At 70.7% G+C, this 25,373-nt stretch carries 25 protein-coding genes; 11 read left to right on the top strand and 14 right to left on the bottom strand.

The window, feature by feature from the left end; translation table 11 throughout:
• Positions 1–55 precede the first annotated feature (55 nt).
• Genes A7B20_RS15455 through murJ form a run of 3 tightly spaced genes read left to right on the top strand, consistent with a single transcriptional unit; the run spans position 56 to position 5,596 of the window.
• The gene (locus A7B20_RS15455; RefSeq protein WP_102109480.1) at positions 56–1,234 is read left to right on the top strand and encodes a penicillin-binding protein activator; all 1,179 of its coding nucleotides are present in this window, start codon (positions 56–58) and stop codon (positions 1,232–1,234) included.
• On the top strand, positions 1,194–4,013 hold the full coding sequence (locus tag A7B20_RS15450; protein ID WP_102109479.1) for a [protein-PII] uridylyltransferase: 2,820 nt from the start codon (positions 1,194–1,196) through the stop codon (positions 4,011–4,013). Before A7B20_RS15455 ends, A7B20_RS15450 begins: the two co-directional genes overlap by 41 nt.
• Positions 4,013–5,596 (top strand): murein biosynthesis integral membrane protein MurJ, encoded by a 1,584-nt coding sequence (murJ, locus tag A7B20_RS15445; RefSeq protein WP_102109478.1) that lies wholly within the window; start codon positions 4,013–4,015, stop codon positions 5,594–5,596. Before A7B20_RS15450 ends, murJ begins: the two co-directional genes overlap by 1 nt.
• Positions 5,597–5,675: 79 nt before the next feature.
• Here the strand turns inward: murJ and A7B20_RS15440 are convergent, their stop codons facing one another.
• From A7B20_RS15440 to A7B20_RS15400, 8 genes are all read right to left on the bottom strand, one after another.
• A complete protein-coding gene (locus A7B20_RS15440) occupies positions 5,676–6,875 on the bottom strand; it encodes a sensor histidine kinase (RefSeq protein ID WP_157937701.1) in 1,200 nt (399 codons plus the stop codon).
• Positions 6,876–7,043: 168 nt separating this feature from the next.
• A complete protein-coding gene (mnhG, locus tag A7B20_RS15435; protein ID WP_102109476.1) occupies positions 7,044–7,367 on the bottom strand; it encodes a monovalent cation/H(+) antiporter subunit G in 324 nt (107 codons plus the stop codon).
• Positions 7,364–7,678 (bottom strand): MrpF/PhaF family protein, encoded by a 315-nt coding sequence (locus A7B20_RS15430; protein WP_102109475.1) that lies wholly within the window; start codon positions 7,676–7,678, stop codon positions 7,364–7,366. Before A7B20_RS15430 ends, mnhG begins: the two co-directional genes overlap by 4 nt.
• Entirely contained in the window at positions 7,675–8,154 is a 480-nt protein-coding gene (locus A7B20_RS15425) for a Na+/H+ antiporter subunit E (RefSeq protein WP_102109474.1), read from the bottom strand. The genes A7B20_RS15430 and A7B20_RS15425 overlap by 4 nt, the downstream gene beginning before the upstream one ends.
• The gene (locus tag A7B20_RS15420; protein ID WP_102109473.1) at positions 8,151–9,650 is read right to left on the bottom strand and encodes a Na+/H+ antiporter subunit D; all 1,500 of its coding nucleotides are present in this window, start codon (positions 9,648–9,650) and stop codon (positions 8,151–8,153) included. The genes A7B20_RS15425 and A7B20_RS15420 overlap by 4 nt, the downstream gene beginning before the upstream one ends.
• Complete coding sequence (locus tag A7B20_RS15415; protein WP_102109472.1) at positions 9,647–10,009, bottom strand: Na+/H+ antiporter subunit C; 363 nt, start codon at positions 10,007–10,009, stop codon at positions 9,647–9,649. Before A7B20_RS15415 ends, A7B20_RS15420 begins: the two co-directional genes overlap by 4 nt.
• Positions 10,010–10,253: 244 nt before the next feature.
• Positions 10,254–10,673: a Na+/H+ antiporter subunit B gene (locus A7B20_RS15405; protein WP_102109471.1), complete on the bottom strand. Its 420-nt coding sequence runs from the start codon at positions 10,671–10,673 to the stop codon at positions 10,254–10,256.
• Between the two features lie 118 nt (positions 10,674–10,791).
• Entirely contained in the window at positions 10,792–13,020 is a 2,229-nt protein-coding gene (locus tag A7B20_RS15400; RefSeq protein WP_102109499.1) for a putative monovalent cation/H+ antiporter subunit A, read from the bottom strand.
• A 207-nt stretch (positions 13,021–13,227) separates the two neighbouring features.
• Between A7B20_RS15400 and A7B20_RS15395 the strand changes: the two genes are divergently transcribed.
• From A7B20_RS15395 to A7B20_RS15385, 3 genes are read left to right on the top strand one after another with little or no spacing between them, the layout of a single operon-like run.
• Entirely contained in the window at positions 13,228–13,845 is a 618-nt protein-coding gene (locus A7B20_RS15395; protein ID WP_102109470.1) for a hypothetical protein, read from the top strand.
• Positions 13,842–14,093: a hypothetical protein gene (locus tag A7B20_RS15390; RefSeq protein WP_102109469.1), complete on the top strand. Its 252-nt coding sequence runs from the start codon at positions 13,842–13,844 to the stop codon at positions 14,091–14,093. The genes A7B20_RS15395 and A7B20_RS15390 overlap by 4 nt, the downstream gene beginning before the upstream one ends.
• Positions 14,081–14,689: a hypothetical protein gene (locus tag A7B20_RS15385; RefSeq protein ID WP_102109468.1), complete on the top strand. Its 609-nt coding sequence runs from the start codon at positions 14,081–14,083 to the stop codon at positions 14,687–14,689. Before A7B20_RS15390 ends, A7B20_RS15385 begins: the two co-directional genes overlap by 13 nt.
• An 83-nt stretch (positions 14,690–14,772) precedes the next feature.
• Here the strand turns inward: A7B20_RS15385 and A7B20_RS15380 are convergent, their stop codons facing one another.
• From A7B20_RS15380 to A7B20_RS15360, 5 genes are all read right to left on the bottom strand, one after another.
• Positions 14,773–14,952, bottom strand: a complete 180-nt coding sequence (locus tag A7B20_RS15380; RefSeq protein WP_102109467.1) for a hypothetical protein — start codon at positions 14,950–14,952, stop codon at positions 14,773–14,775.
• Positions 14,949–16,949: a caspase family protein gene (locus A7B20_RS15375; protein ID WP_102109466.1), complete on the bottom strand. Its 2,001-nt coding sequence runs from the start codon at positions 16,947–16,949 to the stop codon at positions 14,949–14,951. Before A7B20_RS15375 ends, A7B20_RS15380 begins: the two co-directional genes overlap by 4 nt.
• Positions 16,950–17,023: 74 nt before the next feature.
• Positions 17,024–17,632: a LysE family translocator gene (locus tag A7B20_RS15370; RefSeq protein WP_102109465.1), complete on the bottom strand. Its 609-nt coding sequence runs from the start codon at positions 17,630–17,632 to the stop codon at positions 17,024–17,026.
• A gap of 75 nt (positions 17,633–17,707) precedes the next feature.
• The gene (locus tag A7B20_RS21825; protein ID WP_102109464.1) at positions 17,708–17,935 is read right to left on the bottom strand and encodes an ATP-binding protein; all 228 of its coding nucleotides are present in this window, start codon (positions 17,933–17,935) and stop codon (positions 17,708–17,710) included.
• Positions 17,936–17,953: 18 nt separating this feature from the next.
• The gene (locus A7B20_RS15360) at positions 17,954–18,409 is read right to left on the bottom strand and encodes a sensor histidine kinase (protein ID WP_172961032.1); all 456 of its coding nucleotides are present in this window, start codon (positions 18,407–18,409) and stop codon (positions 17,954–17,956) included.
• 126 nt (positions 18,410–18,535) lie between these two features.
• Between A7B20_RS15360 and A7B20_RS15355 the strand changes: the two genes are divergently transcribed.
• Both A7B20_RS15355 and A7B20_RS15350 read left to right on the top strand, forming a co-directional pair.
• Positions 18,536–19,111, top strand: coding sequence for a hypothetical protein (locus A7B20_RS15355; protein WP_102109462.1), 576 nt, complete (start codon positions 18,536–18,538; stop codon positions 19,109–19,111).
• Positions 19,111–19,767 carry a hypothetical protein gene (locus A7B20_RS15350; RefSeq protein ID WP_172961031.1) on the top strand — a complete coding sequence of 219 codons (657 nt, stop codon included), beginning with the start codon at positions 19,111–19,113 and terminating at the stop codon, positions 19,765–19,767. The genes A7B20_RS15355 and A7B20_RS15350 overlap by 1 nt, the downstream gene beginning before the upstream one ends.
• 3 nt (positions 19,768–19,770) lie before the next feature.
• Here A7B20_RS15350 and rpe read toward each other — a convergent pair whose 3' ends face one another.
• On the bottom strand, positions 19,771–20,451 hold the full coding sequence (gene rpe, locus A7B20_RS15345; protein WP_102109461.1) for a ribulose-phosphate 3-epimerase: 681 nt from the start codon (positions 20,449–20,451) through the stop codon (positions 19,771–19,773).
• Positions 20,452–20,604: 153 nt separating this feature from the next.
• Here rpe and deoC point away from each other — a divergent pair, with 153 nt between their 5' ends.
• The 3 genes from deoC (at position 20,605) to A7B20_RS15330 (ending at position 25,170) form a co-directional block, all read left to right on the top strand.
• Positions 20,605–21,594 (top strand): deoxyribose-phosphate aldolase, encoded by a 990-nt coding sequence (deoC, locus tag A7B20_RS15340; RefSeq protein ID WP_102109460.1) that lies wholly within the window; start codon positions 20,605–20,607, stop codon positions 21,592–21,594.
• Positions 21,595–21,644: 50 nt separating this feature from the next.
• Complete coding sequence (locus A7B20_RS15335; RefSeq protein ID WP_102109459.1) at positions 21,645–23,999, top strand: aldehyde dehydrogenase family protein; 2,355 nt, start codon at positions 21,645–21,647, stop codon at positions 23,997–23,999.
• A gap of 124 nt (positions 24,000–24,123) precedes the next feature.
• Entirely contained in the window at positions 24,124–25,170 is a 1,047-nt protein-coding gene (locus A7B20_RS15330) for a fatty acid desaturase (protein WP_102109458.1), read from the top strand.
• The last annotated feature ends 203 nt before the right edge of the window (positions 25,171–25,373 follow it).

The raw sequence follows: 25,373 nt of genomic DNA, 5'->3' as shown, positions 1-25,373 counted from the left end.
GTCTCAGCCTAGGGTCGTGCGACACCTTCAGACCGCGCCGCAAGAAAGTTCGCCGATGTTTGCCTTTTTGACCGCCGCCCGCAAGCCGATCGTCCGGCTGGCCGCCGCTGCGTTTGCCGCCCTCTCGCTTGCCGCCTGCGATCCGATCGCGCTCGGCGGAGGCGGCGGCGGGCGGATCAACCCGTCGGCGCCGGTGCAGGTGGCCCTGCTGGTGCCCGCCTCCTCGCCCGACGGCGGCGCCCTGCTGTCCCGCAGCCTCGAGAACGCGGCGCGGCTTGCCATCACCGACCTCGACGGCGTCCAGATCGACCTCAAGGTCTACGATTCCGGCGGCCAACCCGCCCAGGCGGCCGAGGCGGCGACCCGCGCGGTGGCCGACGGCGCGCAGATCATCCTCGGCCCCGTGTTCGCCCAGGCCGCCAACGCGGCCGGGGTCGCCGTGGCCGACCGCGGGGTGAACCTGCTGGCCTTCTCGAACAATACCTCGATCGCGGGCGGCAACGTCTTCGTGCTGGGCAACACCTTCGAGAACACGGCGAACCGGCTGGTCAGCTACGCCGCCCGCCAGGGCCGCGGCAACATCTACGTCGTCCACGGCCAGAGCACGGCCGAGGAGCTGGGCCGCGACGCCATCCTCGGCGCCATCCAGGCGAACCGCGCGCAGCTGGCCGGGGTCTCGTCCTTCGAGCTGTCGCAGCAGGGCGTGACCCGCGCCGTGCCCGGCATCGCCAGCGCGATTCAGGCCTCGGGCGCGAACGCCCTGTTCATGACCTCGGACACCGCCGGCGCCCTGCCCTTCCTGGCCGACCTGCTGCCCGCCAATGGCGTCTCGCCCTCGGCGACCCAGTTCATCGGCCTCTCGCGCCTCGACATCCCGAGCAGCGCGCTGTCGCTCCAGGGCCTCCAGGGCAGCTGGTTCGCCCTGCCCGATCCGGGCCTGACCAGCCGGTTCGAAAGCCGCTACACCGCCGCCTACGGCTCGAACCCCCATGCGATCGCGGGTCTGGCCTATGACGGGATCGCGGCGATCGGCGCCCTGGTGAAGACCGGCCGCCGCGACGCGCTCAGCACCAGCGCGCTGACCCAGGGTTCGGGCTTCATCGGCGTCAACGGCATCTTCCGGCTGCGGCCCGACGGCACCAACCAGCGGGGCATGGCCGTGGCCCAGATCCGCAACAACCAGGTGGTGGTGATTGACCCTGCGCCGAAGAGTTTCGGCGGCCCCGGCTTCTGAGCCTGCGCCCGTCGACGTCTTTCCAGCGTCCCACGGGGACCTGATCCTGCCGGAGCACCGGATCTTCGACCGCGCCGCCCTGCAGGCGCGGATCGAGGCCGATATTGCCGGGGCAACCGATCCCGCCGCGATGCGCGCCGCCGCCGTGCAGCACCTGAAGGCCGGGCTGGACGAGGGCCGCCGCGCGATCGCCGAGGCCTTCACCGCCAGTCCCGAGACGGCGCGCCCGACCGTCGCCGCCTACAGCTATCTCACCGATTGCGTCGTCGGGACGATCTTCGACGTCGCCACCCGCCACCTGCACCCGCGCCCGAACCCCACCGGGGGCGAGCGGCTGGCGGTGCTGGCCGTGGGCGGCTACGGCCGGGCCGAGATGTGCCCCTTCTCGGACGTCGACCTGCTGTTCCTGACACCCTACAAGATCACCGCCTGGGCGGAGAGCGTGATCGAGTCCATGCTCTACATGTTCTGGGACCTGCACCTGAAGGTCGGCCATGCCAGCCGCACCATCAAGGACTGCCTGCGCATGGCCAAGGAGGACTATACCGTGCGCACCGCTCTTCTTGAGCGGCGCTTCCTCGTCGGGCGGCAGGAGCTGGACGACGACCTGGGCGAGCGGCTGTGGAGCGAGCTCTTCAACGACAGCGGGGCCGAGTTCATCGCCGCCAAGCTGGCCGAGCGCACCCAGCGGCACAACAAGCAGGGCGGCCAGCGCTACGTGCTGGAGCCGAACGTGAAGGAGGGCAAGGGCGGCCTCCGGGATCTCCAGACGCTGTTCTGGATCGCGAAATACGTCAACCGGGTCGAGGACACCTCGGGCCTCGTCGCAGCGGGCACCTTCACCCAGAACGAGTTCGACCAGTTCCAGCGGGCCGAGAGCTTCCTGCTGGCGGTGCGCTGCCACATGCACCTGATCGCGGGGCGGGCGATGGACCAGCTGACCTTCGACATGCAGGTCGAGGTGGCCGAGCGCATGGGCTTCCAGGACCGCGCGGGGCGGCGCGGGGTCGAGCATTTCATGCAGACCTATTTCCGGCACGCGAACCGGGTGGGCGAGCTCACGCGGATCCTGCTGACCGCGCTGGAAGCCGACCACAAGAAGGACGCGCCCAGCCTCGTCGGCCTGTTCCGCCGCAAGCGGAAGACCCGTCCCGGCTTCGCGATCGAGCAGAACCGCCTGAACTTCGAGGACCGCAAGGCCTTCCTTGCCGATCCGCTGAACCTGCTCGCCATCTTCGAGGAGGCGCTCAGGACCGGCCACCTCCTCCATCCCGACGCCATGCGGGCCATCGCCGCCAACCTGCACCTGATCGACAACAGCGTGCGCAAGTCGCCCGAGGCGGTGCGCATCTTCATGGACCTGCTGCTGAAGTACCCCTCTCCCGACCGGGCGCTCCGGCGGATGAACGAGCTGGGCGTGCTGGCCGCCTTCCTGCCCGAGTTCGAGCCCATCGTGGCGATGATGCAGTTCAACATGTACCACCACTTCACGGTGGACGAGCACACGATCCAGTGCATCGGCGCGCTCTCGCAGATCGAGCGGGGCGAGCTGGTCGAGGAGCTGCCGATCGCCAGCCGGATCCTGAAGGAGAACGCGGTGAACCGGCGGGTGATGTACCTGTCGGTGCTGCTGCACGACATCGGCAAGGGCCGGGACGAGGATCACTCGGCCCTCGGCGCCAAGATCGCGCGCAAGGTCTGTCCGCGGCTCGGGCTGAAGCAGGCCGAGACGGACACGGTGGAATGGCTCGTGCGCTATCACCTGCTGATGTCCGACATCGCCCAGAAGCGCGACCTGTCGGACCCGCGCACCATCCGCGACTTCGCCAAGGCGGTGAGGAACCGCAAGCGGCTGGACCTGCTGACCGTTCTCACCGTCTGCGATATCCGCGGGGTCGGCCCCGGCACCTGGAACAACTGGAAGGCCCAGCTGCTGCGCCAGCTCTACCGCGAGACGGTGGATGCGCTGGAGAACGGCATCGAGGCGCTCAACCGCGAGACCCGCGGCACCGAGGCGCGCCGCCTGCTGCGCGAGGCGCTCGAGGGCTGGGACAAGTCCGTGGTCCGCCACGAGACGCAGCGCCATTACCCGCCCTACTGGCAGGGGCTCGACACCGCGGCCCATGTCGTCTTCGCCAAGCTCCTCCAGAACATCGAGGACGGCGACATCCGCATCGACCTCGAACCCGACCCCGACCGCGACGCGACCCGCGCCTGCTTCGCCATGGTCGACCACCCCGGCATCTTCTCGCGCCTCGCCGGGGCGCTGGCGCTGGTCGGCGCGAACGTGGTCGACGCGCGCACCTACACCTCCAACGACGGCTATGCCACGGCGGTGTTCTGGGTGCAGGACGCCGACGGCCACCCCTATGCCCGCGACAAGCTCGACCGCCTGCGCACCATGATCGGCCGCACGCTGAAGGGCGAGGTCGTGGCGCGCGAGGCGCTGAAGCCGCGCGACAAGATGAAGAAGCGCGAGAAGGGCTTCCGCGTCCCGACGATCATCACCTTCGACAACGACGGCTCCGAGATCTACACCATCATCGAGGTCGACACCCGCGACCGCCCCGGCCTGCTCTACGACCTGACACGGACGCTGGCCGCCTCCAACATCTCCATTGCCTCCGCCGTCATCGCGACCTACGGCGAGCAGGTGGTGGACACCTTCTATGTCAAGGACATGTTCGGTCTGAAATTCTATACCGAGAGCAAGCAGCGCACGATCGAGAGGCGCCTGCGCGAGGCCATCGAACAGGGATCTGCGAGGGCCCGGGCGTAATGCTGCGCGGATTTCTGACGGTCGGCGCCTGGACCATGGCGAGCCGGGTCATGGGGTTCGTCCGCGACATCATGATCGCGGCCTACCTCGGCTCGGGCCCCGTGGCCGAGGCCTTCCTCGTCGCCTTCTCCCTGCCGAACATGTTCCGCCGCTTCTTCGCCGAAGGCGCGTTCAACATGGCCTTCGTGCCGCTGTTCTCGAAGAAGGTGGAATCCGGCGACGATCCGAAGGGCTTCGCGCAGGACGCCTTCGCGGGGATGATCCTGGTCCTTTCGGTCTTCACCGTGATCGGCATCCTCGTCATGCCCTGGCTCGTCACGGCCATGGCCGGGGGGTTCCGCGGCGACGAACGCTTCGACCTCGCCGTGGAATACGGCCGCATCGCCTTTCCCTACATCCTGTTCATCTCGCTCGCCGCGCTCGTCTCGGGCGTGCTGAACGCCAACGGTCGGTTCCTAGCGGCGGCGGCGGCGCCGGTGCTGCTGAACATCGTCTTCATCGTCGGCGTGCTGGTCGGCGCGGCGATGGGGCGCCCGGCGTCGGACATGCTGGGCGCGGGAATGGACCAGATGCTGGGGCTGAGGGTCGGCGACACGCTGGCGCTGTCGGTGCCGGTGGGCGGCATCGCGCAGCTGGCGCTGGTCTGGTGGGCGGCGGCGCGGGCGGGGTTCAAGCTCACGATCCGGAAGCCGAAGCTGACGCCGGACCTGAAGAAGCTCGCCATCATCGCGGCGCCGGCGGCGCTGGCGGGGGGCGTGGTGCAGATCAACCTGCTGGTCGGCCGCCAGGTGGCCAGCTTCTTCGACGGCGCCATCGCCTGGCTGAACTATGCCGACCGGCTTTACCAGCTGCCGCTCGGCGTTGTGGGCATCGCCATCGGCGTGGTGCTGCTGCCCGAGCTGTCGCGCCGCCTCCAGGCGGGGGACACGGTGGGCGGCCGCTATGCCGTCAGCCGCGCCGCCGAGATGGCGCTGACCCTGACCGTGCCCTGTGCCGTCGCCTTCGTCGTGGTGCCCCTGCCCGTCACGCAGGTCCTGTTCCAGCGCGGCGCCTTCGGCCCCGAGGACAGCCTTGCCACGGCCTGGGCGCTGGCGGTCTACGGGCTGGGCCTGCCCGCCTTCGTGCTCCAGAAGGTGCTGCAGCCGCTCTACTTCGCGCGCGAGGACACGAAGAGCCCGTTCCGCTTCGCGCTCGCCGCGCTGGTGGTGAATGCGGGCCTTGCCATCGGCCTCGCGCCGGTGATCGGCTACCTCGCCGCGGCGCTCGGCACGACGCTCGCGGCCTGGGCGATGGTCTGGCTGCTCTGGCGCGGCGCGCGCACCATGGGAGAGGCGGCGCGCTTTGACGACCGCTTCCGCCGCCGCCTCTGGCGCATCCTCGCCGCCTCGGCGGGCATGGGACTCTGCCTCTGGGCGGCGATGGCCGCGCTCGGACCGCTGTTCGACCTGCCGGCTTGGAAGGTCCCGGCGCTGGTCGGCCTCGTCCTGACGGGCATGGTCAGCTACTACGTCATCGGCTCGGCCATCGGCGCCTTCGCGCTGTCGGACATCCGCGGCGCCCTGAAACGCCCCCGGAAGGCCTGACCCCCACTCTGTTTCCTTCCGGAATGCCGCAGAGACCCGCCGCCCTCCTCCGGAGAACCGCCCTGCGGCCCGCAGCGGGTCAGGCCACGCCGTAGGTCTCGTCGATGGTGGCGGTGACGAAGCCCTCGTTCTCGGCCTCGCCATCCCCGGGGCGCAGCGCGGAGACGGGAACGTCGAGCACGTAGGACAGCCCCCCGCCGTCGCGCAGCTGGCGGGCGCTGCCCTGGAGCATGGTCGGAACGATCTGGTTCAGAAGCCGGGTGCCGAAGCCCGGCCCCCCGCGTTCCACCGCGGGGGTGGCGGTGACGGCGGGCGTCGTCTCGCGCCAGGCCAGCACCAGGCGGCGGTCGCCGTCCGCCGCGACGGGCAGCGTCCAGGTCACCGCGATCCGGGCGCCCGGGGTGTCGAGCGCGCCGTGCTTCTGGGCGTTGGTCGACAGTTCGTGGATGGCGAGGCTGATCTGCTGCGCCGCTTCCGAACCGACCTGCACCGTGGGCCCCGAGATCTCGATCCGCTCGCCCCAGGTCAGCAGCAGCGGCTCGAGCTGGCGGCGGATGACGTCGTCGAGGTCCGCCGCCGTCTCGTTCGCGCCCTGCAGCACGGCGGTGGTGGCGACGGTCAGCGCGTGGAGACGGCCGTTGAACAGCTCGGTGAAGGCGTCGAGGCTGGTCTGGCCGCGGGCGGTCTGGCGGGCCAGCGAGGCGACGACGGTGATCAGGTTGCGGCTGCGGTGGATCGCCTCCCGCGCGGTCACGGCCAGCCGCGCGTTCGCCACCTTCAGCTCTGCGGTGCGCTCCTCCACCTTGCCCTCCAGCTCCAGCCGCGAGCGGCGCAGGTCGGCCAGCGTCTGCTCGTGGGCCGCGATCTCGGCGCGCAACTCGGCATTGGCCCGCTCCAGCGCATCGACCCCCGGCAGCGCGATCAGCCGCGGCACGAGGCGGAACAGCACCACCGCCGTCGTGGCCGAGACGATGCCGGTCAGAAGCTTGATCGTCCCCTGGATCGGGTAGATCGGGATCCACAGCGTGACGACCGACATCGCATGGGTGATGCCGCACAGCAGGATGAACGAGGCGAAGAGCAGGATCAGACCGCGATGGCGGATGTCCTTGCGGCCCCGCAGCACCTTCAGCAGGGCCAGCGGGATGGCGAAGTAGGCGATGAAGATCAGGACATCGGACCCGCCGTAGAGCAGCAGCAGCCAGGGTTCCCACAGCAGGCACATGCCGTGGGGCATGTATTCGGAGAAATGCTCGATCATCGGCGCGTCGTCTCCCATTGCTCCCGGTGGCCTGCAACGCATGCAGGCCGCTCTGCGCCAGCCGTGGCCCGGCCCCCGTGCGTGCGGGGTGCGGGTCCGGCCGCCACCGGGCGGGGTCAAGATGTCAGTCGAAGGTTACAGCCGGACTGTCAGGAACTGCAAGGTCTCCCCGGGGGCAACGCCGCCTCAGAGCGGGTGTTCCTCGCCCGGGGTAAGGTCGCGCGTCTCCGGCGAGGCGCCGGTCTTCAGAGCGGCGCGGCCGATCATGTGGGCGGCCACAGGGGCGGTCAGGAACAGGAAGCCGACGATCAGGATGCCGCGGAAGATCACGGTGATGTCGCCGAAGTGCACCATGGCCGCCGCGGCCATCAGCCCCGAGGCGAGCGTGCCGGCCTTGGTCGAGGCATGCATCCGCACCAGCACGTCCGGCAGGCGCACGACGCCGAGGGCGGCGATCACCGCGAAGACTCCTGCGGCAAGGCAGAGGATGCCGGTGACGATGTCGTTCATTCCCCGTCCTCCGTGTCCGAGCGGGCCTCGCGCCGGGCCTGCCGGCGTTCGGCGAAGCGGGCCAGCGCGACAGTCGCGAGAAACCCGGTCAGCCCCAGCACCAGCGCCACGTCGAGGAAGGCGCGATCCTCCGAGGTGATCGAGAAGGCGACGCAGAAGGCGACGATCAGCACCGTCATCATGTCGAGCGCCACCACCCGGTCGGGCAGCGTCGGCCCCTTGGCAAGGCGGTAGAAGCCCAGCACCAGCGCGGCGAGGATCAGCGAGAAGGTGACGTTCAGCGCCACGGCCAGGAAATCTTCGGGCGTCATGTCTCCACGGCCTCCTTCACCCAGCGTTCCATGCCCTGTTTCAGGCTTTTCACCGTCGCCTCGGGGTCGTGGGCGAACATGGCATGGACATAGAGCGTCTTGCGGTCCTCGGACACGTCCAGCGAGAGCGTGCCCGGCGTCAGCGAGATCAGGTTCGTGACGAGGAAGATCGCGGTGTCCGAGGTCACGTCGAGCGGCACCTCCACCATGCCGGGGCGCGAGTGCTGGGTCGGGGTCAGCACGTCCCAGGCCACGGTGATGGCGCCGAGGATCAGCTCGTAATGGAACATCACCAGCAACCTCGACCAGGTCCACGCGCGGCGGAAATAGGGGCTCGGCCCGCCCATCAGCGGTTGCAGCGCCCAGAGCACGCCGAAGCCGATGACGAAGCCGACGGCAAGGTTGAACAGGGTGAACTGCCCCTGGAAGGCGGCCCAGCTGGCGGCGAGAAGAAGGTTCGTGACGAAGCGGTTCATTCCTGCGCCCCCAGCACGGCGTCCACATAGGCGGTCTTGTCCAGAAGCTGCGCGGCCGCGCCTTCGGCGAAGGTGATGAAGGGCTGCGGGAAGAGGCCGATGATGACCGTCATGGTGGCCAGCGCCGCGATCGGGGTCAGGAGCCGCCAACGCTCGGCGCGGGTGAGGCGGGACAGTTTCGGCTCGACCCCGTCGGGGTGGGGCGGCCAGAACGCCTCGCCCCAGATCTTGGTCATCGAAAAGATGGTGAGCAGGCCCACGGCCAGCGCCACGGCGGCGGCGATCCAGTGTTCGATGTCGAGCGAGGCCTTGACCAGCACGTATTTCGCCCAGAACCCCGAGAGCGGCGGGAACCCCGCGAGCGAGAAGGCGGGGATCAGGAACAGCAGCGCCAGCAGCGGCGCATGGGTGTAGAGGCCGCCGATGCGCCCGAGGGCGGTGGATCCGGTGAGACGCTCGGCGACGCCCGCGACGAGGAACAGGTTCGCCTTCACGATGATGTGGTGAACGAGGTAGAAGACCGCCCCCGCCAGCGCCAGCGGCGTCAGCAGCGCGAGGCCGAGGATCATGTAGCCGATCTGGCTGATGATGTGGAACGACAGGATCTTGCGGAAGTCCATCTGCGCCGCCGCCCCCAGAACGCCGGTGACCATGGTCAGGCAGGCGACCCAGAGCAGCACCGTATGGGTATAGCCGGTGTCGTGGTCGAAGATCAGCGTGAAGACCCGGATCAGGGCATAGACCCCGACCTTGGTCAGCAGCCCCGCGAAGACGGCAGAGACCGAGAAGGCGGGCGTGTGGTAGGAGGCCGGCAGCCAGAAGAACAGCGGGAAGACCGCCGCCTTGATGCCGAAGGCGACCATGAACATCATCGCGACGACGGTGATCAGGCCCTGGTTCTCGACCCGCGGGATCAGTTGCGACAGATCCGCCATGTTGAGGCTGCCGGTCATCCCGTAGAGGAGGCCGGTGGCAGACAGGAAGAAGATCGTCGAGATCAGGTTGATCGTGACGTACTTGATCCCGCCGTCGATCTGCGCCGGGCGGCCGCCGAGGATCAGGAGCCCGAAGCTCGAGATCAGCATGACCTCGAACCAGACGTAGAGGTTGAAGATGTCGCCGGTCAGGAAGGCGCCGGTGACGCCCGCCAGCAGCACCTGGAACAGCGCGTGGAACCCGAGGTAACGCATCCGCTCGGTCACCTCGGCGGTGGCGTAGAGGGCGACGGCAAGGCCGGTGATCGCGGTGATGACGACCATGACGGCGGAAAGGCGGTCGGCCACCAGCGTGATGCCGAACGGCGCGGGCCAGCCGCCCATCTGGCCCGCGACGACGCCCTGTTGCAGCACCGCCGTCAGCAGGACGATCGAGGCGGCCAGGGCGGCGGCGGAGCCTGCGACCGAGATCCAGGCACCCGCCGGGCGGTGGCGCAGCAGGAAGGCCGCGATGGCCGTCGCAAAGGGGACCAGCAGGGGGGTGACGAGGATCCAGCTCACGCCTTTTCCTCTTCCGGCTCGGCGACGCGCATCTTCGCGGATTCGAGGGTGCCGAGGCTGGTGTAGGCGCGGAACACCAGCACCAGCGCGAAGGCGAAGAGCCCGAAGCCGATGACGATGGCCGTCAGCACCAGCGCCTGCGGCAGCGCGTTCGCGGCGTCCTCGGGCGGCAGCTTCGCGCCCTCGGGCACGAAGGAGGGCACGCCGAAGGTCAGGCGGCCCGCGGTGAAGATCAGCAGGTTCACGGCGTTTGACAGCAACAGCATGCCGAACAGGAAGCGAAGCACGTTGCGCGCCAGCATCAGGTAGACGGCAGCGGCGATGAGAAGGCCGATGGTGAGGGAGAGAAGGGTTTCCATGGCTCAGGCGGTTCGGGGACAGGATAACGTGTCGGGGACGGGTCCGGCGGGTGCGCCGCGCACCCGTCGGGGGGGGGGGGGGGGGGCGGGGGGGGGGGGGGGGGGGGGGGGGGGGGGCCCGCCCCCCCCCCCGGGGGGGGGGGGGGGGGGGGGGGGGGGGGCCCCCCCCCCCCCCCCGGCCCTCCCCCGGGCGCCGGAGGACGAACGGAGCGGAACGGGTGATCGAAGGTCGGCGGGCGGCATCTCAGATCTCCTCTTCCATCGCGAGGACCAGCGTCAGGATCGCACCCAGCACCACGAGGTAGACGCCGGTGTCGAACATCAGCGGGGTGGACAGCGGGATGCCCTTGCCTCCATCCTCGGCGAAGAGGAACAGCCACTCGCCGGTGAGGAACGCGTCGCCCGAGAAGGCCGGGACCAGCCCCGCCACCAGCGCCACGGCGAGGCCGGTGACCGCGATCGTCTGGGGCTGGACGCGCAGGGCCGCCCGCGCCTCGGCCGTACCGCAGGCGATGGCGTGCAGGACGAAGGCCGTCGCCCCGACCAGTCCGCCGATGAAGCCGCCGCCGGGTTCGTTGTGGCCCCGGAGCAGCAGGTAGAGCGAGAAGATCAGCAGCAGCGCCGCGAGATAGCGGGTGGCCACGCGGAGGATCAGGGATTTCACGGCTGCACCTCCCCTGCCGGACGGTCGAGCACGCGGCACCGCATTCCGCAGAACGCCCGCCTGCCGGTTGCGGCTCCACCGCGCACGCGTCCCGGGACACCGCGGATCGGAAGACGGCTCATGCGCGGTCCCTCCTGCCGGTGGTCCTGAGCAGCGCATAGGCCGAGAGCGCGGCGATGACGACCACGGTGATCTCGCCGAAGGTGTCGATGGCGCGGAAGTCGACGAGGATCACGTTGACGATGTTGCGGCCGTGGGCGTCGGGATAGCTTGCCTCCTCGAAGAACTGGGTCAGGCGCATGTCCATCGGCACCGCCAGCACGCAGAGCAGCAGCGTGGCGACGACGCCGCCCACGGCCAGCGCCAGCACCGCGTCCTTGGGCCGGTGGTCGTGGGTGCCCGCGGGGTCGAGCAGCGGCATCCGGAGCAGCGCGACCGAGACCAGCACCACGTTCAGCGTCTCGATCAGGAGCTGGGTGATGGCGACGTCGGGGGCCGAGTAGACGATGAAGGTCAGCGCCACGCCGATGCCGACGGTGCCGAGCGCGGCGATGGCGGCGAGGCGCGAGCGGGTGACGGTCACGATGGCGGCGCCGGTGACGATCAGCCCGACCACCATCCACTGCTTCAGGATCAGGTCGGAGAAGTCGAGCTCGACCACCACGGCGGCCTTCATGGCGAGCGTCACGGCCATGACCCCGGCATAGGTCGCGAAGATCACCACGAGGTAGCGGCGCAGCTTGCCGGTCTGGAGCAGCCGCGTCTGCCAGGCAGCGAAGCCCTTCAGCCCGTCGATCACGTCGTCCCAGCGCGCGTCGAGGTCCGGCAGCCTGCCCACCGTCGACTCCAGCGCCCGGCGCAGGGCGCCGCGTGCGAAATAGAGGACGAGGCCGAGCGCGAAGGTCGCGAGACTCAGCAGGAAGGGCGTGTTGACCCCGGCCCAGAGGTGCAGCTCCTTCGCCTTTTCCGCGTCGCCGAGCAGGCTCTGCGCGATGGGGGCGGCTGCGTAGTGTTCCAGGACATGCGGAAAGATCCCCGCGGCAAGGCCCAGGGCGGCGAGGATCAGCGGCCCGGCCAGCATCTGCCAGTCGGCCTCGTGGGGCTTCGACGGCGTCTCGCCGCCCCTCCGCCAGAACGGGTTCAGCGCGACGACGGCGGCGACGGTGAACATCAGCGCGTTGGCGATCAGCGCCGCCCCGGTGACGAGCAGCGGCGAGGACGCGGCCTCGATCGAGCCGCCATAGCCGAGTTCCTTGGCGATGAAGCCGATGAAGGGCGGCAGCCCGGCCATGGACAGCGCGGCAATCGCGGCGGCGAGCGCCGTCAGGGGCATGGCGCGGGCGAGCCCGCCGAGCACGCGCAGGTCGCGGGTGCCGGTGCCATGATCGACGCAGCCCGCCATCAGGAACAGCGAGGCCTTGTAGAACGAGTGGGTGACGAGGAAGACGACGAAGGCGGTGATCGCATAGGCGCTGCCCGAGGCGAGGAACAGCGTCAGCGTGCCAAGCGCCATCAGCGTGGTATAGGCCAGCACCTGCTTCATGTCCGTCTGCCGCATCGCCTGGAGCGAGGCGAAGACCGCCGTCGCCGCCCCGGCGATGGTCAGCGTCCAGAGCCAGACCTCGGTGCCGGAAAGCGCCGGGTGCAGGCGGGCCAGCAGGTAGACGCCGCCCTTCACCATGGTGGCCGAGTGCAGGAAGGCCGAGACCGGCGTCGGCGCGGCCATGGCGTTGGGCAGCCAGAAGTGGAACGGCACCTGCGCCGACTTGGTGAAGGCCCCCGCGAGGATCAGGATCATGATCGCGAGGTACCAGGGATGTTCGCGCAGGACGTCGCCCTGGGCCACGATCTCGGAGATCTCGAAGGTGCCCGCGGCGACGCCCATCAGGATCATCCCCGCCATCATGGCCAGCGCCCCGGTGCCCGTGACCAGCAGCGCCTGGAGCGCCGAGCGGCGGCTGTCGGCCTCGTCGTTGTGGAAGCCGATCAGCAGGTAGGAGGTGATCGTCGTCAGCTCCCAGAACACGAAGAGCGCGATCAGGTTGTCCGCCGCGACGAGCCCCAGCATCGAGAGCATGAACGAGGTGAGGTAGAGGGCGAAGCGCGCGTATTGCGGATCGCCCCGCAGGTAGCTGTCGGAATAGAGCATCACCAGCGTGCCGATGCCCGAGATCAGCAGCAGGAAGGTCAGCGACAGTCCGTCGACGAGGAAGGAGAGGGAGACGCTCAGGGACGGCACCCAGTCGAGCTGCCAGAGCAGGACCTCTCCCTCGGCGACAGCCGGGAGGAACGTGCAGAACCACGCGAACAGAGTGGCAGAGAGCAGAACGGGCGCCCAGCCGGCGATCCCGTTGCGGCGGTCGGACTTCGGATCGGTCGCTATGGCTGTCTCCTCGGCTCTCTGAGTCGGGGTGGCGGTCGGCGCCGGTCCGGATCGGACGGCAGGTGTCAGGGGTGCGGCAGGCCGCGGGGCGCGCACGGGATGGTCGGAGTTCCCTCACAGCCGTGTCATCTCTGACATAGGATGCCGTCAACGGTTTTACAGACTGCTCCGATGACCTTTTTTCGCGTCGCGCTCTTTCCTGCCTGTCCTGCGGGCCTGCCGCACCCCGGCACCGCCCGGTATGGCACGCGGGACGGCGCCCGTGCCGAGGCGATGGACCATGCCTTCCGCACGGCGCGGCGGGCGGTGGTGACGGCGGCGTACGCGGCGCTGGCGCAGTCGGCGACGCGGATCGCGGCGCTGCAGGCCATCCTCGATCCCGGGGAAGCCGTGCTGTTTAGCTTCACCGACGCGACCTACACCTATGTCTGGGCGGTCTCGCCGGAGGCGGCGGACTGGCACCGCGCGGATCTCGGAACCGAGGCGCTGGCGGCGCGGGTGGCGGAGCTGCGGGCCGGGTTCTCGGGCGCCGACGACCGCTCGGGCGTGGCGCTGAACCGGCCCGCGGCGGGTCCCGCGGTCACGCCCTTCCCGCGGGAGGCGGCCTTTGCGCTGTACCGGGATCTGTTCGCGCCGCTGGAATCGGTGTTCGGCACGGCGCGGCACGTGATGGCGGCGGTGGACGGTCGCTGGCGAGCCTGCCGCTGTCGCTGCTCGTCACCGCGCCGCCGGCGGGCGGGGCGGCGGGCGACGGCGATCCGGCCTCGCCGCGCGGCACCGCCTCGATGATCCGCGACCACGCGCTGACGACGCTGCCCAACGTCACGGCCCTGAAGGTCCTGCGCTTCGCGCGAGTCACGGCGGCCCTTGCGGCGCGGCAGCCCTTCGTCGGATCCGGCGACCCGCAGCTCGGCCATCTGCTGGCGGCGGACCTGCCGGCGGTGCGCATCGTCTCATGCGCCACCCACGGGCCGCTGTCCGGCAGCCTGCCGGGGCTGGCCGGGCCGAGGCGCTGCGGGCCGCGATGCCGGCGCTGATCGACGACCAGAACGCGTCGCGGCTGGCCCATCCCCGGCTTTGGGCGCCCTTCGTGGTGGTCGGCGAGGGCGGGCGCGACGGCCGCGGCGTAGGCGGCGCCCTCGATCGCGGGCGGGGCCGCGCGGACGCGGTCGAGATCGGCCAGCGCGTCGGCCTGCATCCCCATCAGCGCGAAGAACGGCGCGCGGTTCAGGGCCAGGGACGGGTCGGTGTTGCCGCTGTCGGTTTCGGCGAGGAGCGCGCCCTGGGCCCGGGCGTAGTGGCCGTCGAGGAAGGTTCTCTCGGCGGGGTCCCGCCGCCCCGGCCGATCACTATGCCGAGTTCGCGCTATCGCCTCCATGGCGTCGGCTTGCAGGAGGAGGGCATGTTCGGGCAGGGAGATCAGCGGGTTGTCGAAGGCGTTCGCGTCGAAGAAGCTTTCCCTGAGGTCGCGGGCATCGTCTGCGTCGAGGCAAAGCGCGGTGGTGGCGAGCCAGAAATGGGCGACGCCCTGGCGTCCTCCGGGTCGCCGCGGGGGGCGCAGGCGGCGTGGGCGGCGCGCAGCGGGAGGTCGGCCTCCTTCAGCCGCTCGCGGGCCAGCGCGGCGACCCCCTGATGCGAGACGGACTCGATCCGGTAGGGGTGGTCGCGGAACGGAGCAGAGCATGTTCGGGGTCAGCGGCAGGGGCACGCTCTGGGTCAGGGCGTTCTAGGCGGCGCGTCCTCATCGCTCAGCTGGAAGACGGCGGCGGCCTGGTTGACCGGTTGCGAGGCGTTCTTGGCGTGTCCTTCCATCGTCATGCTGTTGCAGAGGCCGCGGTCGAGGATCTGCACCGCGGTCGGGCGCATCCCGGCGGGCTTCACGCCGCGTTCGATCATTCGGGTCCGGGTGAAAGCACCAGCGGCACGCGGGTCACGCCCAGCTGTCCCAGGTCGCCCGTCGCGCCGAAGGCCCGGCCGTGGCTGCCGGGCTCCAGCGCGGCGCGCAGGTACTGCTCCAGCAGCGGCGCGTCGGGACCGGCGCGGGTCACGGCGGGATCGGCCAGCGCCGTCAGGACGGTGCGCGGGGCGCCGGGGCGGGCGGGCACGGCGATCACCACGATCTCCTCGCGGCCTGGCCGGTTGTCGGGCAGGTGGATCTCCAGCCCGGCTTCCCGGGTCTCGCCGAAGCCGATGCGGTTGGAGAGGCCCGGTTCGGGCCAGAGCGCGGAGATGCGGTTGTCGGCATCGACATAGAGCACGGTCACGTCCTGGGCGGCGGTCCCGCGGTTGGCCATCGACAGCCACAGACGGTCGCACGGACCAACCGGCTGCGCGGCGTCGAACGCCGCGGGCGGCGCCGGTTCGCCGCAACCCTCGGCACTGGGGCTGCCCGGCTGGCGTTCCACGGTGACGTTCAGCCCCGCGCCGGGGAAGGCGGTGCGGCGGCCGGGCCGCTTCTGGGCCAGGGCGAGGGCGCGGCGCAGGTTGTGGACGCGGGCCGCGCGTTCGAAGAAGTCCGCGGGATCGCCCCGCATCCGCGGCGACGAGCCGGGGCCGGCGGGATCGAGCACGCCATCGGGGCCGGTCAGCGCGAGCGCGCCGCCGACGAGCACCGGGACGGCATCGGGGCTGGCGGCGTTCCAGACCGCCCCCTCCGGAAGGCCCGCGGCCGACAGCTCGGCCAGCTGGTCGAGGATCGGGGCATAGTCGGCGTCGTCCAGCACCACCGGGGGCGCGATGGCGAAGGGGACGGGCAGACCCGGAGCGATCGGCATGGCAAAGCCCGACGCCGGAAGCTCGGGGGCGGCGGACAGCTGCGCCGAGGTGGCGGTGAGGGCCGTGAGCTGCGCCTCGCCCACCGGCTCGGGCGCGGCGGCGCTGGCGTAGAGCGCCACGACGGCCCCTTCGCTGAGGTCGTCGAGCAGGCCCGCGGACAGCACCCCGTCGCGGAACGGGATCCGCGCGGGCACGTCGGAGACGCGGGCGGCACCGAAGACCGGGCTCTCGAGCGCCGTGCCCTCGCCGTCCGGGGTCTGGTCGACACCGTCGCGACGCAGCGCGTCCGTGGCGGCGGCCAGCGCCTGCTCCCAGGTCAGCGCCGGGGCGTCGGCCAGCGCGCGGGCCAGGGCGCGGGTGAAGCCGCCATACCAGTTGCCGGGCTGGTCCGGGTCGCCCAGCGGAAACTCGAAGGACCGTTCGTCGGACTGGGAGGAATAGAGGAAGGCGTATTCTCCCGACAGCGGCGGGGTCTGGCGCGGATCGGCGGCGGGCGGCGGCGGGGCATCGGCGGGCAGGTGCAGGATCTCGGGCCCGAGAAACCGCGCGACGCCGGTGCCGCCGACGGCGCGGAAGCCGGTGGCCGAGTGGCAGGCATCGACGATGGCGACAAGGGTGGCGCCGCTGTCGAGGATCGCCTGGAAATAGGGACCGAAGGCATCGTCGACAATGGAGTTCTCGACCTCGCCGATGCCGCCGTTCCACTGTTTCGAGTCGGCGGGCAGCAGGATCTCGTCGTATCCGCCCGCCTCGTCGCCGCTGGTGTCGGGGGCCTGGGCGCCATGGCCGGAGAAGTAGAACAGGGCGGTGTCCCCGGGACCGAGGCCATCGGCCAGCTTGCCCAGTGCCTCGACGATCGCCGCGTGGGTCGGCGCGCCCCCCGCCCTGACGCCCTTCGGCAGCACGACCGAAGGCGCGGCGAGGACGGTGATCGTGTCGGCGCCGCGGGCCGCCAGCGTCTCGGCCATGAGGCGGACGTCGTTGGCGGGGCCGCGCAGGTCGGCGTCGAGATACTGGTAGTCGCTGACCCCGACGAGAAGGGCCCGCACCTCGGCCCCGGCCGGGTGGACCGAGAGCAGCAGCGTGGCGGCGACGCCGAGGAGCATGAGCGGTTTCATGCCGACGAGCTTATAGGAACCTGAAAGCTTGGCAACAAATCACCGGCGGGTGAACGCGGATGTCATGCTTTCGGTCAGCGTTCGGTGGCGAGCTTCAAGCCGAGAAGGCCGAAGGTGACCGCGAAGCTGCGGCGCAGCCACAGCATCACCCGCGGCCGGGCGAGGACGTGATCGCGGGCGAGCGCGGCACAGGCGCCGTAGGCGATGAAGACGGCAAGCGTCATCGCCATGAACACCCCGGCAAGGCCCAGCAGCAGCGCGGTGGGGTGCGCCGCGTCGTGGGGGACGAACTGCGGCAGGAAGGCGAGGAAGAAGAGCGACAGCTTCGGGTTCAGCACGTTCAGCAGCGTGCCGTCGCGCAGGATCGCCCAGGGGGTGCGCGGCTTGACCTCTGGGCGGACGTCGAGCGTGCCGCCGTCCTTCAGGATCTGCCACGCCATGAACAGCAGGTAGGCGGCGCCGAGCAGCTTCAGCATCTGGAAGGCGAGCGCCGAGGCATGGAGCAGCGCGGCCAGCCCCGCGATCCCCGCCAGCGCCGCCGGGACGATCCCGAGGGTGCAGCCGACGGCCGCGAAGACCGATGCGCGGAAGCCGCGGCCAAGCCCGACGGCGAGGGTGTAGATGACGCCGGTTCCGGGGAGCAGCACGACGACCAGGGCGGTCAGCAGGAATTCGGGGGACATGGCGGCTCCTTCGGTGGTTGGGCGGAGCGTGGCGCAGGCGGGGGCGCGGTGTCCAGCGGTTTCCGGCGGGGGGGGTCAGTCCGCGGGCGTCGCGAGCGGCGGGAAGGCCAGTTCGACGGCGAGGCCGCGGGCGACGCCAGGGCGGCACAGGCGCGCGCCGTGTCGGGTGGCGATGGCCTGCACCAGCGCAAGGCCGTGGCCGTGGCCCGGTGCTGCGCGGTCGCGGTCTCCCCTGACGAAACGTGAGAAGGCGGCGTCCCCGATCCCCTCGGGCAGGCCGGGGCCGGTGTCGCGGACGCACAGGCGGTGGCGGCCCTCGGCCTAGTGGAGGGTGACCGCGATGGCGTCGCCGGGGCGGCAGAACTTCACCGCGTTGTCGAGGAGGTTCGACAGCGCCTGCGCGATCAAGTTCGCGTCCCCCAGCACGCGAAGGCCGGGCGCGATGTCGGTGGACCAGCGCAGGCCGCGGTCCTCGGCCAGCGGCCGGTAGAGTTCGGCCACCTCTTCGGCCAGCGCGCCGAGGTCGACGGGGACAGGGCCCGGGGTCTCGCCCGCCGCCGCTTCGGCGCCGGAGATGTCGAGCATGGCGTCGAAGATTCGGATGGCGTTGCGCATCTCGCCGCGCACCTCGGCATCGGCGGGGTCGAAAGGCTTGGCAAGGTGGTCGTCGAAGCCCTTTTCCCAAGCCGATGCATATGGTGTATATGTCGAGGGCGCGGGCGCGGCGGATCCGAACCTCTTCGTGCGCGATGTCGCGGGGGCGCCGATCTTCGACACCGCGCCGGGTCCCATCGCCTACCGCGGCCGGGAGCCTGCGACGGCCGGGAGCGTGACGGTCGGAGTGCGCAACGACGGACCCGGGGTCAGCGCCCGCATGCCGATGAGGAACGGAGAAGGACCGCCATGATCCCTCGCTTCCCTGCCCCGCTGCGTCCCGACCTGCTGCTGATCGCCGCGATGATCGCTGCCGTGGCGCCCCGCGGAGCCACGGCGCGGGAGGCCTTCGTGCCGCTGATCGGCGCCTCGGAGTGCCTTAGCCCGGACGAACGCTTCCGGCTCAAAGGCCCGCCGAACGACGTGGACCCAATGCGGCGGAATCTGCGCGGCAACATCCTTTACGTCGGGTCGGACTACTCGATCTCCTTCATGGACAAGGGGCGGCTGCTGCCCGGCGACAGGCTGGACCAGGATTTCATCCTGATCACCGACGCGGCCTTCGGACGCGACCGCATGGTGGTGGTGCTGACCCCCGCAACGCCGCAGTCGGAGGTCGAGGACCTGTCCTTCCTCGCCCAGCCCGCGGTCGAGCGGACCCGCGCGGCGCCGATCGCGGCGCGCGAGGGGCTGGCGGGGCTGCTGGAGCAGGCGGGCTTCGGCGAGACGACCCGCGCCGCCGTCAGCCTGAAGAGCCGCCGCGCGGCACGGGCGCCGTCGCCCGCGTTCCTGGAGTTCGAGATCGACACCGTGCCGGGCCGCTGATGCGCGCGGTCAGCTCCTTCGCGATGCTCGAGAAGCTGGGCCGCGTGCGCCTGTCGCGGCACTTCCACATGCGCGAGTTCCTCTATTCCGAGATCGCCAACTTCCACGGCATCCCGAACTTCCCCGAGGATCCCGAGATGGCGATCGCGGCGGGCACCAGGCTGTGCACCGACCTGCTGGATCCGCTGGTCGACACCTTCGGGCCGATCACGCTGCGCGGCTCCTACCGCAACGCGGCGGTGAACGGGTTCGGCAATGCCAAGGGCATGAACTGCGCGATGAACGCCTCGGCGGCGGCGCACCACAGGTGGGACGCCCGCGACGGCGCCGGGCATGCCGGGGCCATGGCCTGCGTGTCTGTGCCGTGGTTCGCCGCGCAGTACGAGGCGGGGCGGGACTGGCGCGACCTTGCCTGGTGGATCCACGACCACCTGCCGCCCTGCGCGCTCTGGTTCTTCCCGAAGCGGGCGGCGTTCAACATCGGCTGGCACGCCGCGGGGGCGCGCACGATCTCGTCCTACATCGCGCCGAAGGGCAAGCTGCTGGCGGCGGGCGCGGTGCCGGGCGAGACGGCCGGGGAGCGGCAGGCGCGCCACGCCGACTTCCCGCCCTTCCGCGGCATCGCCTGGCCCGAGCTGCCCGAGCGCTGGCGCTGAGGCTCAGGCCCAGCTGTCGCGGATCGCCTTCATGTTGGCGCCATAGACCTCGGGCCGGTCGACCGAGCCGCCCTTGAAGAGCGCCGAGCCCGCGACGAAGACATCGGCCCCCGCGTCGCGGGCGAGGGGCGCGGTGGTGGCGTCGATGCCGCCGTCGACCTCGATGTGGATCTCTTGCGCGCCGATCATCTCGCGGAGGCGGCGCACCTTGGACAGGGCGGAGGAGATGAACTTCTGCCCGCCGAAGCCGGGGTTCACGGTCATCACCAGCACGAGGTCCACGAGGTCGAGCACGCCCTCGACCGCCTCGACCGGGGTGCCGGGGTTGATCGCGACGCCGGGGCGCATGCCCGCGGCGCGGATCGCCTGGAGGGTGCGGTGGATGTGCGGCCCGGCCTCGACATGGGCGGTCAGGATGTCGGCCCCCGCCTCGGCGAAGGCGTCGATGTAGGGATCGACCGGGGCGATCATCAGGTGGACGTCCATCACTGTCTTCACATGGGGGCGGATCGCCTTTGCCATGGCGGGGCCGAAGGTGAGGTTCGGGACGAAATGGCCGTCCATCACGTCGACATGGATCCAGTCGGCCCCCTGCTCCTGCACCGCGCGGCACTCGCGGCCGAAATCGGCGAAGTCGGCCGAGAGGATCGAGGGGGCGATCTTGGGCGAGCGGTCGAACGGCATTGCGGGCTCCTTCCGGCAGCGGGGGACGGCGGTGCGATAGACCGGAATCGCGCCGGACGCCAGTCCGGCGACATCCGTCCGCCGGGTCAATGTTGCCTCCGGCACGGCCCCGTGCGAGGGTTCCGGCGTTATCGAAACCGAGAGCTTCCCGGAATGACCACCCATGCCCTGCCCCAGACGGCGCTTTTGCCGCAGCTGAGCCTGCCCCGCAATCCGGGGATGGCGCTGGACATGGACTGGGTCCGGGCGGTGCAGGCCAACACCTCGGCGATCGAGCGGCGGGCGGCGACGCTGCCGGGGCGGCGGTCGGTGAAGAAGGACCATCAGGCGGCGTGGCTGCTCCGGGCGATTTCCTGCATCGACCTGACGACGTTGTCGGGCGACGACACGCCCGAGCGGGTGAAGCGGCTCTGCGCCAAAGCGGCGAACCCGGTGCGGCGCGACCTGCTGGACGCGCTCGGGATGGGGCGGATCACCACCGGGGCCGTCTGCGTCTATCACGAGATGGTCGAGACGGCGGTCGCGGCGCTGGAGGGCACGGGCGTGCCCGTGGCCGCGGTCTCCACGGGTTTCCCGGCGGGCCTGTCGCCCTACCGGCTGCGGCTGGCGGAGATCGGCGAGTCGGTGGCGGCGGGGGCCTCGGAGATCGACATCGTGATCTCGCGCCGACACGTCCTGACCGGGGACTGGCAGGCGCTCTACGACGAGATGTGCGCCTTCCGCGCGGCCTGCGGCGACGCCCACGTGAAGGCGATCCTGGCGACGGGAGAGCTTGGCACGCTCCGGAACGTCGCGCGGGCCTCGCTGGTCTGCATGATGGCGGGGGCGGATTTCATCAAGACCTCGACCGGAAAGGAGACCGTGAACGCCACCCTGCCCGTCTCCCTGGTGATGGTCCGGGCGATCCGCGCCTACGAGGCGCGCACGGGGTTCAAGGTGGGCTACAAGCCGGCGGGCGGGATTTCCAAGGCGAAGGACGCGCTGGTGTACCTGTCGCTGATGAAGGACGAGCTTGGGGACCGCTGGCTTCAGCCCGACCTGTTCCGCTTCGGCGCCTCCTCGCTGCTCGGCGACATCGAGCGGCAGCTCGAGCACCAGGTGACCGGACGCTACTCGGCCGGCTATCGCCACGGGATCGGCTGACGGCGCGTGCTGCGGGCGGCGTAACTGAGTATTTGGACCAAGAAAGAGCCATGAGCGTTTCCGAGATATACCAGAGCATGGAGTATGGCCCCGCGCCCGAGAGCGACGCCGAGGCCCAGGGATGGCTGGAGGGGCACGGTCGGGCCTTCGGGCTGTTCATCGGCGGGAAGATGACGGCGCCGGGCGACACGTTCGAGACGCGCAACCCGGCGAAGGGAACGGTACTGGCCTCGGTCACGCAGGCGACGGCATCGGATGTGGACGCCGCGGTGGCCGCGGCGCGGAAGGCGCAACCCGGGTGGGCGAAGGCCGGGGGCGCGGCGCGGGCGCGGGTGCTCTATGCGCTGGCGCGGCTGGTGCAGAAGCAGGCGCGGATGTTCGCCGTGCTCGAAAGCCTCGACACCGGCAAGCCGATCCGCGAGAGCCGCGACATCGACGTGCCGCTGGTGGCGCGGCATTTCTACTATCACGCCGGGATGGCGCAGCTGATGGAGTCCGAGCTGCCGGGGCGGGAAGCCCTGGGGGTGTGCGGGCAGATCGTGCCCTGGAACTTCCCGCTGCTGATGCTGGCCTGGAAGGTGGCCCCTGCCCTTGCCATGGGCAACACGGTGGTGCTGAAGCCCGCCGAATACACGCCGCTGACGGCACTGTATTTCGCCGAACTCTGCGCCGAGGCCGGAGTGCCGGCGGGCGTCGTCAACATCGTCACCGGCGATGGTGCCGTGGGCGAGAGGATCGTCGCCCAAGACGGCATCGACAAGATCGCCTTCACCGGCTCGACCGAGGTCGGGCGCCGGATCCGGGAGGTGACGGCGGGGACCGGCAAGGCGCTGACGCTCGAGCTGGGGGGCAAATCGCCCTACATCGTCTTCGACGACGCCGACATCGACAGCGCGATCGAGGGGCTGGTCGACGCGATCTGGTTCAACGGCGGGCAGGTCTGCTGCGCGGGCTCGCGGCTTCTGGTGCAGGAGAACATCGCGGCCGATTTCCACGCCCGGCTGAAGGCGCGGATGGACCGCCTGCGCGTCGGCGATCCGCTGGACAAGTGCATCGACGTCGGCGCGGTGGTGGACCCGGTGCAGCTGGAGCGCATTTCGGCGCTGGTCGACGGGTCGGGCGGCGAGGTGCACCGCGCGGCGGTCGCGCTGCCCGCGGGCTGCTTCTATCCGCCGACGCTGATCACCGGGCTCGCACCGTCGGATACGCTGATGCAGGAGGAGATCTTCGGGCCGGTCCTGGTCTCGGCCACCTTCCGCACCCCGGCCGAGGCGGTGCAGATGGCCAACAACACCCGCTACGGCCTGGCCGCGACGGTCTGGACCGAGAACGTGAACCTCGCGCTCGACATCGCGCCGAAGCTCGCGGCCGGGGTGGTCTGGGTCAACGCGACGAACCTCTTCGATGCGGCGGCCCCCTTCGGCGGGGTGCGCGAATCGGGCTTCGGGCGGGAAGGCGGCCGGGAAGGGCTGGCGGCCTATACGAAGGCAACGGACGGCGAGAAGCCGCTGAAGCCGGTGGAGGCCGTTCCGGCACCGAAGGCCGCGAAGGTCGAGGGGCTGGACCGGACGGCCAAGCTCTATGTCGGCGGCAAGCAGGCGCGCCCTGACGGGGGCTATTCGCGCGCCGTCTGGTCGCCTTCGGGAACGCTGCTGGGCCATGTCGGACTGGCGAACCGGAAGGACGTGCGGAATGCCGTGGAGGCGGCGCAGGCGGCTTCGGGCTGGTCGCGCAGCACGGGGCACCTGCGGGCGCAGATCCTCTATTACGTCGCCGAGAACCTGGCGGCGCGGGGGGCGGAGTTCGCGGCGCGGCTGCGGGACATGACCGGGACGGGGGCGAAGCAGGCGGAGGCCGAGGTCGAGGCGAGCGTCGACCGGCTGTTCCACTGGGCCGCCTGGGCCGACAAGCACGACGGCGCGGCGCGGGGCGTGCCGATGCGCGCGGTGGCGCTGGCGATGCCCGCGCCGGTGGGCGTGATCGGCCAGTTCGCGCCGGACGAGGCGCCGCTGCTGGGGCTGGTCTCGGTCGTCGCACCCGCGATCGCCTTCGGCAACCGGGTGGTGACGGTGGCCTCGCAGGCCTTTCCGCTGGCGGCGACGGATTTCTACCAGGTGCTCGACACCTCGGACGTCCCCGCGGGCGTGGTGAACATCCTGACCGGCGACGCGGCCGAGCTTGCGCCGCTCCTGGCGGGGCATATGGACGTTGACGCGGTCTGGTCCTTCTCCTCGGCGACGGGGCTGTCGGAGGTCGTTGCGAAGGCCTCGGCCGCGAACCTGAAGCGGACCTGGCTTAACCACGGATTAACCCGCGACTGGCAGGGTCCCGGGGGCGTGGCCGAGGCGTTCAGGACCGAGGCCACGGAGACGAAGACGATCTGGATCCCCTATGGCGAGGGATGATGCCGCAGCCGCCGGACGACCTGCACCGCTCGACTTGGGCCGCTCCCTCGCGTAGGGTTGCGCTCCAGCGGGCCACATGCGGTCCCGGTGCAGCCTCGATCGAGCAGACGACAGGATCCGATCCATGACAGCCGACCCTTCACGCAACAGCGGCGCGCCGATGCCCGCCCGGAACTGGGTGAGCATCCTCGCCAAGTATCGCGACCCGGATCCGCTGCGCAGCGGGTTCGAACTGGGGGTCAGCCTCCTGCCCTACCTCGCGATCTGGGCGCTGGCCTGGTGGCTTCTGGACATCGCGCCGGTTCTGTCGGTGCTGCTGGCGGTGCTGAACGGCGGCTTCCTGGTGCGGCTGTTCATCATCCAGCACGACTGCGGGCATGGCGGGTTCTTCCGCAGCCGGTCCCTGTCGGACTGGACAGGACGCGCCATCGGCGTGCTGACGCTGACGCCCTACGACGTGTGGCGGCGGACGCACTCGTTCCACCATTCGGCGGCGGGCAACCTCGACAAGCGGGGAATGGGCGATGTCCACACCCTGACCGTTGCCGAATACCGGGCGCTGTCGCCCTGGAACCGGTTCCTCTACCGCGTCTACCGTCACCCGGCGGTGATGTTCGGGCTGGGGCCGAGCTACCTGTTCATGGTGCAGAACCGCCTGCCCCTCGGGCTGATGCGCGCCGGGGCGACCTACTGGACCTCGGCGATGGCGACGAATGTCCTGATCGCGGGGGCGCTCGGGCTGATCTGGTGGACCGGGGGCTGGCAGCCGCTGGTGCTGATCTTCCTGCCCACGGTGCTGGTCGGCGCCTCGGCCGGGGTCTGGCTGTTCTACGTCCAGCACCAGTTCGAGGAGACGCACTGGGACAACGACCAGGACTGGCAGCTGCACGACGCGGCGCTGCACGGCTCGTCGCACTACGACCTGCCGGGCGTGCTGCGCTGGTTCTCGGGCAACATCGGGGTGCACCACGTCCATCACCTCTATGCGCGGATCCCGTTCTATCGCCTGACGGAGGTCCTGCGCGACCATGCGGAGCTTGCGACGGCCCAGCGGCTGACCCTGCGCGAAAGCCTCGCCTGCGTGAAGCTGCACCTCTGGGACGAGCGGCAGCGCAAGCTCCTGTCGTTCCGCTCGGAGAGGGAGCTGTACGGCGTGCCGGAGCGAAGCTGACGCAGGCCGACCCTGTTCCGGCGTCGCAGAGGCTACTGCGCCCGCGCGTCGCGGAACGGCCCGGATTTCCGATCCGTCAGTATCCGGGGCCTGGATCGGGTTCCGCCCCCCTGCGCAACGAACCGCGGTCCCCATCCGGCAAGCCGCGCCGTGGGGGCTCCACCCGGTGACGGCCCCCACAAGCCGCGCGTGAGCGGCGGGTC

Source organism: Oceaniglobus roseus (genome assembly GCF_002869745.1).
In the GTDB taxonomy this organism is placed as follows: domain Bacteria; phylum Pseudomonadota; class Alphaproteobacteria; order Rhodobacterales; family Rhodobacteraceae; genus Oceaniglobus; species Oceaniglobus roseus.
Note: the sequence above shows the minus strand (reverse complement) of the source record. Positions and strands in the feature narration are given on the sequence as shown.